Here is a 10,097-nt window from a genome sequence, read left to right as displayed (position 1 = left end):
GCACCAAGGAAGGACTGTCCAAGAAAGAGATCATCCGATGCCTCAAGCGCTACATCGCCCGCGAGCTCTACCAGATCATCACAACAAACGATCTTGAACTCGCCGCTTGACATCCATAGGAGCATCCCTGCTTTTGCTCCGGTCGGCCCCGGTTCGTAGGGTGACGGCGAACCGTTCCGTACCGGAGGGACCCTGACGATGGCTCGCGGCGGCGTGCGCACCACGGCCGCGCGGCCCGCGCGGGCGCGTGTGGTCGCGCTGCTGCTGCTGGTGCTCGCGGCGGCCCTGTGCTCGAAGGCGCCGGGCGCGTCCGCGGCGTCACCCGGCGTGCCGACCGGCGCGCCGGTCGTGGCCGCGCACGTCAGCGCCGCCGCACCGGACTCGGCGGTCAGCGCCGACGACGGGACGCGGTGCGCGAAGAAGTCGCCGTCCACCGAGGCGCAGGCCGCGCCGCAGCCCGCCGACGCCGCCGCCGCACACGCCGTCGCCCAACCGGACGCGCCGCGCCAGTCCCTGGTCCAGCGGCCCGTGGACGTGCGCGCGGGCCCCGATCCACCCGCGCCTACGCACATCCTCCTCTCCATCTTGCGGATATAGACCACTCCCACCGCAGCGCATCGGCGTCCTCGCCATGCGCCGCACACGGACGTCCTGCACCGGGCCGCGGCCTCGCCGCCCGCCCGGCCCTTCGTCTTCCAGCAGTGGGAGCTTCACCATGCCCAAGAACACCTCGCCTCGCAGGAACCGGACCGTCATCGCGGTCGCCGGCACCGTCCTGGCCGGCTCGCTCGGCCTCGGCGCCGTCTCGCTGACCACCGGCGGAGACGGCCGGCCGCAGGCCGGCTCGTCATCCAGCGCGTCGCCGTCACCGTCCGAGGACGCCGTGAAGATGCCGGACGTGGCGCGCCGCGACGCCGCGGATCCGCGCGCCCTCGGACGCGTGGACGCGCCGGTCGTCCTGGTCGAGTACGCCGACTTCCAGTGCCCGTTCTGCGGGAAGTTCGCCCGGGACGTCCAGCCGAAGCTGATGAAGTACGTCGAGGACGGCACGCTGCGCGTCGAATGGCGGGACTTCCCGATCTTCGGCAGGGAGTCGGAGGCGGCGGCGCGGGCGGGCCAGGCCGCCGCGCGGCAGGACCGGTTCTGGGAGTTCCACCGCGTCGCCTACGGCGAGGACCGCAAGCGGAACAGCGGCGCGTTCGCCACCGGCCGGCTCGTCGACATGGCCCGCGAGGCGGGCGTGCCCGACCTCGCCCGCTTCCGCGCGGACCTCGACGGCGCGAAGGCGCGCGAAGCCGTCGACCGGGACGCGGAGGAGGGCCACGGGCTCGGCGTCCCGAGCACGCCCGCCTTCATCGTCAATGGCCAGCCCGTGCTGGGTGCGCAGCCGTACGGCGCCTTCGAGGCGGCCATCGAGCGCGCCGCCGAGATCGCGAAGGGGGCGGGGCAGTGACCGACGTCGGCATCGCCGCCGCCTTCCTCGGCGGGCTGCTCGCACTCCTCAGCCCGTGCAGCGCCCTGCTTCTGCCCGCGTTCTTCGCGTACGCGTTCGGCAGCAAGGTGCAGCTCCTCGGGCGCACGACCGTGTTCTACCTGGGGCTGTGCACCACGCTGGTCCCGCTGGGCGCGGCCGGGTCGATCGTGGGACGGGTGTTCTACGGCCACCGCGATCTGGTGGTGGCGGTCGGAGGGTGGACGGTCATCGTCCTCGGCATCGCGCAGATCGTCGGCCTGGGGTTCGCGTCCCGCCGTATCCAGGACGCGGCGGGACGGATCAGGCCCGGGTCGTCCTGGACGGTCTACCTGCTCGGGACCGTGTACGGGCTGGCGGGGTTCTGCGCCGGGCCGGTGCTCGGAAGCGTCCTGACGATCTCCGCGGTCGGCGGCCACCCCTGGTACGGGGCCGCGCTGCTGGCGGTGTACGCGCTCGGCATGGCGTTCCCGATGTTCCTGCTCGCCCTGTTCTGGGACCGTTTCCACCTTGGGCGGCGGCGCTGGCTGCGCGGGCGGGGGTTCCGGGTCGGGCGGCTCCGGCTGCACACGAACTCGCTGGTGTCCGGACTGTTCTTCATCCTGCTCGGCTCGCTGTTCCTGGCGTTCGACGGGCCGTCCGCGCTGCCCGCCGTGCTGGACGTCGACACCGAGTTCCGGGCGCAGCAGTGGGTGAGCAGGGTCGCGTCGGGCGTCTCCAACGGCGCGGTGCTGCTGTTCCTGGCGGCGGCCGTCGCCGGCGGGGTGCTGGTCGCGCAGCTCCGCCGTCCGTCCGGCGAGGAGCGGGAGGACGTGCAGGATCGTCACGCGGAGAATGTCGGAGGGGACGGATAGTTTCGACGATGTGAGGGATCGATGGGCTCGGGAGCAGGTGGTCGGGCTGGCGCCGGACGCGGCGGCCGCGAAGGCCGCCGGCGGGGTCGCCAAGCCCGGCAAGTGGGGCGGCACCGGGTGCGACGACGAGGCCGTCTGGGGTGAGTGCCAGGGCAGCGGCAAGTCCGTGTACCGGACGTGCGCCGACCTGACCGAGCCCGCGTTCCGGTGCACGTGCCCCAGCCGGAAGTTCCCCTGCAAGCATGCCCTCGGGCTCCTTCTCCTGTGGTCGGACGGGGTGGTCGAGGGCGCGCCTCGGCCCGCGTGGGTCGCCGAGTGGGTCGAGGAGCGGCGGGCACGGGCCGATCGGGCGGCGGAGCGGCGGGCCTCTACAGCAGCCAAGGCCCGAGACCCGAAGACCGTGGAGCGGCGGGAGCGGCGGGTCGACGACGGGCTCGCCGAGCTCGATCAGTGGCTCCGCGACCAGGTCGCGCACGGGCTCGCGCAGGCGGAGAAGGCGCCCTACCGGCTGTGGGACGACGCGGCGCGGCGGCTCGCGACGCGCAGGCGGGCGCGCTGGCCGGGCAGGTGCGGGGGCTCGCCGCGATCCCGCGCCGGCCCGGGTGGCCTGGCCGGCTGCTGGAGGAGTACGCGCTGCTGCGGCTGCTCGTACGGGCCCATCAGCGGCGGGACGAGCTGCCAGAGGGCTTGCGCGACACCGTTCGGTCGCGGGTCGGGTTCACCGTGCCGCAGGAGGAGGTGCTGTCGGGCGGGGAGCGCGTCCGGGACGCGTGGTGGGTGATCGGGGCGCGGGATACCGCGCAGGATCTGCTGACCACGCGGCGGGCGTGGCTGCGGGGACGGCGGACGGGGCGTCCGGCCTTGGTCCTGTCGTTCGCCGCGCCGGGCACGTCGCTGGACGCGTCGCTGGTGGTGGGGACGGAGATCGATGCCGAGCTGGCGTTCTATCCGGGGTCGCAGCCGTTGCGGGCCCTGGTGGGCGAGCGATACGGGACGGCTGAGCCGGGCACACCGGACGGGACGTCCGTGCAGGGGTTCCTGGACGAACACGCGGCGGCGATGACGCAGGATCCGTGGCTGGATCGCTGGCCGGCGACGCTGGAGAACATGCGCCTGGCCCGCGCCGAAGGAGGCGACCTGTACGTGGTCGATGAGGCCGGGGACGCGCTGCCGCTCCGGATGGGCGACCCGTGGCGGCTGCTCGCGCTGTCGGGAGGCGGGCCGGTCACGGTGTCCGGGGAGTGGAGCCCGCGCGGCCTGCGCCCGCTGGCCGCATGGCACGAGGACGAGGGGACGGTCGTGTTGTGAGCGCGTGGAACCAGCATGTGACCGCCGCGCTGCTCGGCACTGAGCGGCGGGATCCGCCCGTCCTGCCGGAGGCCCCGGATGGAGTCGGCGACCGGGCTGGGCGGCTGCTCGACCAGGCGGCGCTGCTGGCCGTCCGGCGGCGGGCCGGGTCGGTGCCGTCAGGTGCGGCGCCCGAGCCGGTGGCGCTGGCCCCGGTCGAGGACGTCCCGGTGGTGCCGCGCGCGGCGGCGGCACGACTGCGGCGGATTCTCAGCGGGGAGCATCTGCGGGTGCTGCCCGAATGGCTGGACGCTGCGGCGGCGCGGGGTTTCCGGGTGCCCGCGCAGACGCTGCCCGACCTGCTGGAACGCGGTCGCGGCGACCGGATGCTGCGGCCGTCGATCGCGCGGGCGGCGGGGCGGCGCGGCGTGTGGCTGGCCCTGCAGAACACCGACTGGGCCTACCTGGTCGGCTCGGGGGACGATCCGGGCGGCGGTCCCGAGGTGTGGGAGACCGGGACGCGCAACCGGCGGGTCGCCTACCTGACCAGGCTGCGGAACACCGAACCCGAGCGCGCGCGGGAGTTGCTGCAAGAGACGTGGGGCAAGGAGCCCGCGCCTGACCGCGCGGCCTTTCTGTCCACTTTCGAGCACGGGCTGTCGCTGGCGGATGAGATCTTCCTTGAGACGGCCCTGGAGGATCGGGGGAAGGACGTCCGGCAGCTCGCGTCCGACCTGCTCGCCCGCATGCCCGGGTCCGCGTACGGGGTGCGGATGGCGGCGCGGGCCCGGCGCTGCCTGGTCCCGGAGGCCCGCACCGCGCGGGGGCGGCGGCAGACGTGGATCAAGGTCGAGCCGCCGCACGCCCACGACGAGGACATGGCCCGCGACGGCATCCCCTTCCATCCCAGCGGGTCGTTCGCGCCGCGCGGCGGAGGCGGGCCGGTGGGGACGCGGGCGGCGTGGCTGCGCGAGATCCTCGCCCGCACTCCCCTGTCCACCTGGACGGAGCTGTTCGAGTTGCCGCCGATGGAGATCGTCTGCCTGCCCGTCTCCGATTCGGACGGGCGGGACGTCCACATCGGGTGGGCCAAGGCCGCGCTTTCCCAGCGTGACGGGGAATGGGCGCGGGCGCTGCTCAAGGGCGGCGTCATGGTGGACGAGCCGGAGGCGCTCGCCGATCTGCTGTCCGTCCTGCCCGGTGGTGAGCGGGACGCGGCGGCGGCCGACCTGATCCGCTGGGTGGAGGGGCGGCCCGATCTGCTGCGGGTCCTGGAACGGGTCCCCGGGCCGTGGACGGGGCCGCTGGCGGCGGCGGTGGTCACGACGCTGACCGCGTCCGCCGAACGTCCCACGCGGCGCGACGACCACCTGATCAACCAGCTGTGCCGGCTCGCCGACGAGCGGCTCGACCCGTCCGCCGCGTCCCGCCTGGATCTCGGCGACGCGGCGCCGCGAGCCGTGACCGAGCTGATCGCCACCCTGAGCTTCCGCGACGAGATGCTGAAGGAGCTGACCTCTTGACCGAGACAACGGTGCTGCGCCCGCACGCCGAACAGGAGTACGCCGGTGAGCTGGCGCGGCTGGCCGAGCACGACGACCGGCCCCGGCCGCCCGGCTGGCGGCTGTCGCCGTGGGCCGTCACCACGTACCTGCTCGGCGGCGAACTCCCCGACGGGACGGCGATCAGCCCGAAGTACGTGGGGCCGCGCCGGCTGATGGAGGTCGCGGTCGCGACCCTGGCGACCGACCGGGCGCTGCTGCTGCTCGGCGTGCCGGGGACGGCGAAGACGTGGGTGTCGGAGCATCTCGCCGCCGCCGTCAGCGGCGACTCGACGCTGCTCGTGCAGGGCACGGCGGGCACGGCGGAGGAGGCCATCCGCTACGGGTGGAACTACGCGCGGCTGCTCGCCGAGGGGCCGTCCGAGAAGGCGCTGGTGGAGAGCCCGCTGATGCGGGCGATGCGGCGCGGCCAGGTCGCCCGCATCGAGGAGCTGACCCGGATGCCGTCCGACGTCCAGGACACCCTCATCACCGTGCTGTCGGAGAAGACGCTGCCCGTCCCCGAGCTGAACACCGAGGTGCAGGCGCGCAAGGGCTTCACGGTCATCGCGACCGCGAACGACCGCGACCGGGGCGTGAACGAGCTGTCCAGCGCGCTGCGCCGCCGGTTCAACACGGTCGTGCTGCCGCTGCCGGAGTCCGTCGAGGACGAGGTCGGCATCGTCGCACGCCGCGTCGACCAGATCGGCGCCGGCCTGGAGCTGCCGGAGACCCCGGCGGGGCTGGAGGAGATCCGCCGCGTCGTCACCGTGTTCCGCGAGCTGCGCTCCGGCTCAACCGCCGACGGCCGCACCAAGCTGAAGTCGCCGAGCGGGACGCTCAGCACCGCCGAGGCCATCTCGGTGGTCACCAGCGGGCTGGCGCTCGCCGCGCACTTCGGCGACGGGGTGCTGCGCGCCGCCGACGTCGCGGGCGGCATCGTCGGCGCCGTCGTGCAGGACCCGGTGTCCGACCGCGTCGTGTGGCAGGAGTACCTGGAGGCCGTCGTCCGCGACCGCCCGGAATGGCGGGACTTCTACCGCGCCTGCCGGGAGGTGTCTTGAGCCACGTCGAGGTCTACGGGATCCGCCACCACGGGCCCGGCTCGGCGCGGGCGCTGCGCGGCGCCCTGGAGGAGTTCAAGCCGGACGCGGTGCTGATCGAGGGCCCGCCCGAGGCCGACCCGATCGTCGAGCTGGCCGGCGACGCCGGGATGGTGCCGCCGGTCGCGCTGCTCGCCTACTCCCCCGCCCCGGAGGACGGCGACCGCAAGGCCGCGTTCTGGCCGTTCGCCGAGTTCAGCCCGGAATGGCAGGCGATCCGGTACGGGCTGGGCGCCGGCGTGCCCGTCCGGTTCTGCGACCTGCCGGCGGCGAACCAGCTCGTCCCGTCCGGGGAGGAGCCGCCGGAGGAGGGCATCCGGCTCGACCCGCTCGGCTGGCTGGCGAAGGCCGCCGGCTACGACGACGCCGAACGCTGGTGGGACGACGTGGTCGAGCACCGCGAAGGCGGCCCGTCCCCGTTCCCGGCGATCGCGGAGGCGATGGCGGAGCTGCGCGCGCAACTCGGGGAGGAGTCAGCCGCGCCCCGCGAGGAGCAGCGCGAGGCCCACATGCGCCGGACGCTGCGCCGCACGCTCAAGGAAGGCCACGAGCGGGTCGCGGTGGTCTGCGGCGCCTGGCACGTGCCCGCCCTGCAGGCCAAGGTCCCCGCGACCCACGACGACCGAACATTGCGCGGGCTGCCGAAGACGAAGGTCGCCATGACCTGGGTCCCGTGGACGCACGGACGCCTAGCCGGGCACTCCGGCTACGGCGCCGGGGTGCGCTCCCCCGGCTGGTACCACCACCTGTTCACGGCCCGCGACCGTCCGATCGAGCGCTGGCTGACCGCCGCCGCCCGCGTCCTGCGCGACGAGGACCTGCACGTCTCCTCGGCGCACGTGATCGAGGCCGTCCGGCTGGCGGAGGCCCTGGCCGCGCTGCGCGGCCGTCCCCTCGCCGGGCTGGACGAGGTGACCGAGGCGACCCGGGCGGTGCTGTGCGAGGGCGCCGACATGCCCGTCTCCCTGATCCAGCGGCGCATGGTCGTCGGCGAGCGGCTCGGCGCCGTCCCGGAGCGAACGCCGATGGTCCCGCTCCAGCGCGACCTCCAGGCCGAGCAACGACGCCTCCGCCTCAAGCCGTCCGCCCTGGACAGGGAACACGACCTCGACCTGCGCAAACCCACCGACCTGGAACGCAGCCGCCTCCTGCACCGCCTCCGCCTCCTGGACGTCAACTGGGGCGAGCCGACCGACACCGGCCGCTCGAAGGGCACGTTCCGCGAGACCTGGACGCTCGCCTGGCGGCCCGAGTTCGACGTCGAGCTGATCGAGGCCAGCGCGTGGGGCACCACCGTCCGCGGCGCGACCACGGCCCGCGCCGAAGCCCTCGCCACCCACGCCACCGCACTCGCCGACCTCACCTCCGTGGCCGAGCGCTGCCTCCTCGCCGACCTCGGCGACGCGCTCCCCACCGTCATGCAGGCGCTGGCCGACCGCGCCGCCGTGGACACCGACGTCGCGCACCTCATGTCCGCGATGCCCGCCCTCGTCCGCGCCCTCCGCTACGGCGACGTCCGCGGCACCTCGACCGGCCCGCTCCGCACGGTCGTCGACGGCCTGATCGTCCGCGTCTGCGTCGGCCTCCCGCCCGCGATCACCGGCCTGGACGACGACGCCGCCCGCGAGTTCCTCGCCCGCGTCGACGCCGTCCACGGTGCCCTGTCCCTGCTCGCCGACGAGGACCACCTCGAACGCTGGCGCCGCACGCTGGAGACCGTCCTCACCCGCCCGGACGCCCTGCACGGCCTCATCGAGGGCCGCCTCACCCGCCTCCTCCTCGACGCGGGCCGGCTCCACGACGTCCCCGCCCGGATGGCCCGCGCCGTCTCGACCGGCGCCGCCCCGGACCGCGCCGCCGCCTGGGTCGAGGGCTTCCTGTCCGGCGGCGCCCTGCTCCTCCTGCACGACGAGCCTCTCCTCCGCCTCGTCGACGCCTGGATCGCCGGCCTCCCCGCCGACTCCTTCACCGACGTCCTCCCTCTGCTCCGCCGCACCTTCGGCGCCTACCCCACCGCCGAACGCCGCGCCATCGGCGACCAACTCCGCCGCCCCGCTTCACCCCAAGCCTCACCAGACCACCCCGAAGAGGACATGGACGAAACCCGCGCGGCCCCCGCCGCCACGACAACCCTCCAGATCCTCGGCTGGCCGACCCCATGACCACGCACAGCCTGCCGAGACGAGATTCACAGGCACGAACAGCTGCGTTTCCGGATGTGCATGGAAGGAGCCGGCGTGAGCGGTGACAGCGTGGACGATCGGCTGCGGCGATGGCGGCTGGTGCTCGGCGGTGAGCGGGCCGACGGGACCGGCGTGTCGCTCACCGGCGACGACGTCCGGATGGACGGGGCGCTGGAGAAGCTCTACGGCGGCTCCGACGAGGGACGGTCACGGCCGGGGCGGCGCAGTGCCGGGCTCGGCGACTCGGCGCCCTCGGTGGCGCGCTGGCTCGGCGACATCCGCGAGTACTTCCCGTCCAGCGTCGTGCAGGTGATGCAGAAGGACGCGATCGAGCGGCTCGACCTCACCCGCCTTCTCCTCGAACCGGAGATGCTGGACGCCGTCGAACCCGACGTCCACCTGGTGGGGACGCTCCTCTCGCTGAACCGCGTGATGCCCGACAGAGCGAGGGAGTCGGCCCGCGCAGTAGTACGCAAGGTCGTCCGCGATCTGGAGCGCCGACTGGCGCAGAAGACCCGATCGGCGGTCGGCGGCGCGCTCGACCGCTCAGCACGCGTCCTCCGGCCGAGGCGGCTCGCCGACGTCGACTGGGAGCGGACGATCCGCGCGAACCTGCGGCACTACCTGCCCGAGCACGGCACCCTCGTCCCCGAAAGGCTGATCGGATACGGGCGGCGGCAGCAGGCCGTCAAACGCGACGTGGTCCTCGCCATCGACCAGAGCGGCTCGATGGCGGCGTCAGTGGTGTACGCCAGCGTGTTCGGCGCGGTACTCGCGTCGATGCGCTCGTTGCGCACCTCACTGGTCGTGTTCGACACCAACGTCGTCGACCTCACCGACCAGCTGCACGACCCGGTGGAGGTGCTGTTCGGCACGCAACTCGGCGGCGGCACCGACATCAACCGCGCCATCGCCTACTGCCAGGGCCTCGTGACCCGCCCGAACGACACGATCATGGTGCTGATCAGCGACCTCTACGAAGGCGGCATCCGCGACGAGCTGCTGCGCCGCGTCGGAACCCTGACGGCGGCGGGCGTGCAGGTGGTGGTGCTGCTCGCCCTCTCGGACGAGGGCGCGCCCGCCTACGACCACGAGAACGCGGCGGCGCTGGCCGCGATGGGCGTCCCCGCGTTCGCGTGCACCCCGGACGCGTTCCCCGAACTGATGGCCGCCGCGATAGAACGCCGCGACCTCAAGGAGTGGTCGGAGCGGCAGTCACCGAGCTGATCGCGACAGTCCCCTGGCGAGCAGGATCACCACAAGGGCGGTCACGACGGCATGCCCGGCCAGCGCGGAAGCCTGCACCTGCACAAGCGCACCCCACGCCCCCCACATCGCAACCCGAACGACGCGCGCGACCAACACCGTCCACGCACCGGCCCGAGAGCCCCGCCACGCAAGAATCACCGCCACCAACGTCACCACGGCCACGACAGCGAACGAGGACGCCACCACAGGCAGCAGCCCGCCCCGATGCCCCTCAGAAAGCGCCGGCCGCGCGATCAAAATCGCGAGCGCGGCGACGTCCAAGCCCTGTCTCTTATCCACACCTGACGCTGCCGACGAAGAGGATACGGTAGTTCTCTGTGGGCGACTGATCATTAAGAAAAAAACACAAAGCAAACAAGGACGCACACAAACCACACACTACAATCAAC

10 protein-coding genes are annotated in these 10,097 nt (G+C 73.6%); 9 read left to right on the top strand and 1 reads right to left on the bottom strand.

The annotated features are described in order from the left end of the window. Positions 1-198 precede the first annotated feature (198 nt). From HUX53_RS08585 to HUX53_RS08550, 9 genes are all read left to right on the top strand, one after another. Positions 199-597, top strand: a complete 399-nt coding sequence (locus HUX53_RS08585) for a hypothetical protein (RefSeq protein ID WP_176402627.1) — start codon at positions 199-201, stop codon at positions 595-597. Positions 598-715: 118 nt separating this feature from the next. Next, on the top strand, positions 716-1,453 hold the full coding sequence (locus tag HUX53_RS08580; RefSeq protein ID WP_176402626.1) for a thioredoxin domain-containing protein: 738 nt from the start codon (positions 716-718) through the stop codon (positions 1,451-1,453). Beyond that, positions 1,450-2,325 carry a cytochrome c biogenesis CcdA family protein gene (locus HUX53_RS08575; RefSeq protein WP_176402625.1) on the top strand — a complete coding sequence of 292 codons (876 nt, stop codon included), beginning with the start codon at positions 1,450-1,452 and terminating at the stop codon, positions 2,323-2,325. Before HUX53_RS08580 ends, HUX53_RS08575 begins: the two co-directional genes overlap by 4 nt. A 10-nt stretch (positions 2,326-2,335) precedes the next feature. Then, positions 2,336-3,106: an SWIM zinc finger family protein gene (locus HUX53_RS42465; RefSeq protein WP_309237120.1), complete on the top strand. Its 771-nt coding sequence runs from the start codon at positions 2,336-2,338 to the stop codon at positions 3,104-3,106. Continuing rightward, a complete protein-coding gene (locus HUX53_RS42460) occupies positions 3,049-3,633 on the top strand; it encodes a hypothetical protein (protein WP_309237119.1) in 585 nt (194 codons plus the stop codon). Before HUX53_RS42465 ends, HUX53_RS42460 begins: the two co-directional genes overlap by 58 nt. Further along, positions 3,630-5,135, top strand: a complete 1,506-nt coding sequence (locus HUX53_RS08565; RefSeq protein WP_176402624.1) for a DUF5691 domain-containing protein — start codon at positions 3,630-3,632, stop codon at positions 5,133-5,135. Before HUX53_RS42460 ends, HUX53_RS08565 begins: the two co-directional genes overlap by 4 nt. Further along, a complete protein-coding gene (locus HUX53_RS08560; RefSeq protein WP_176402623.1) occupies positions 5,132-6,217 on the top strand; it encodes an AAA family ATPase in 1,086 nt (361 codons plus the stop codon). The genes HUX53_RS08565 and HUX53_RS08560 overlap by 4 nt, the downstream gene beginning before the upstream one ends. Then, positions 6,178-8,418, top strand: coding sequence for a DUF5682 family protein (locus HUX53_RS08555; RefSeq protein ID WP_176402622.1), 2,241 nt, complete (start codon positions 6,178-6,180; stop codon positions 8,416-8,418). The genes HUX53_RS08560 and HUX53_RS08555 overlap by 40 nt, the downstream gene beginning before the upstream one ends. 60 nt (positions 8,419-8,478) lie before the next feature. Further along, positions 8,479-9,666 (top strand): VWA domain-containing protein, encoded by a 1,188-nt coding sequence (locus tag HUX53_RS08550; RefSeq protein WP_176402621.1) that lies wholly within the window; start codon positions 8,479-8,481, stop codon positions 9,664-9,666. On the opposite strand, the gene HUX53_RS08545 is transcribed toward HUX53_RS08550, so the two are convergent. Next, complete coding sequence (locus tag HUX53_RS08545) at positions 9,655-9,969, bottom strand: hypothetical protein (protein ID WP_176402620.1); 315 nt, start codon at positions 9,967-9,969, stop codon at positions 9,655-9,657. The genes HUX53_RS08550 and HUX53_RS08545 overlap by 12 nt on opposite strands. Positions 9,970-10,097 lie beyond the last annotated feature (128 nt).

Origin of the sequence: Actinomadura sp. BRA 177 (assembly GCF_013372625.1) — a bacterium.
Lineage (GTDB): Bacteria > Actinomycetota > Actinomycetes > Streptosporangiales > Streptosporangiaceae > Spirillospora.
Note: the sequence above shows the minus strand (reverse complement) of the source record. Positions and strands in the feature narration are given on the sequence as shown.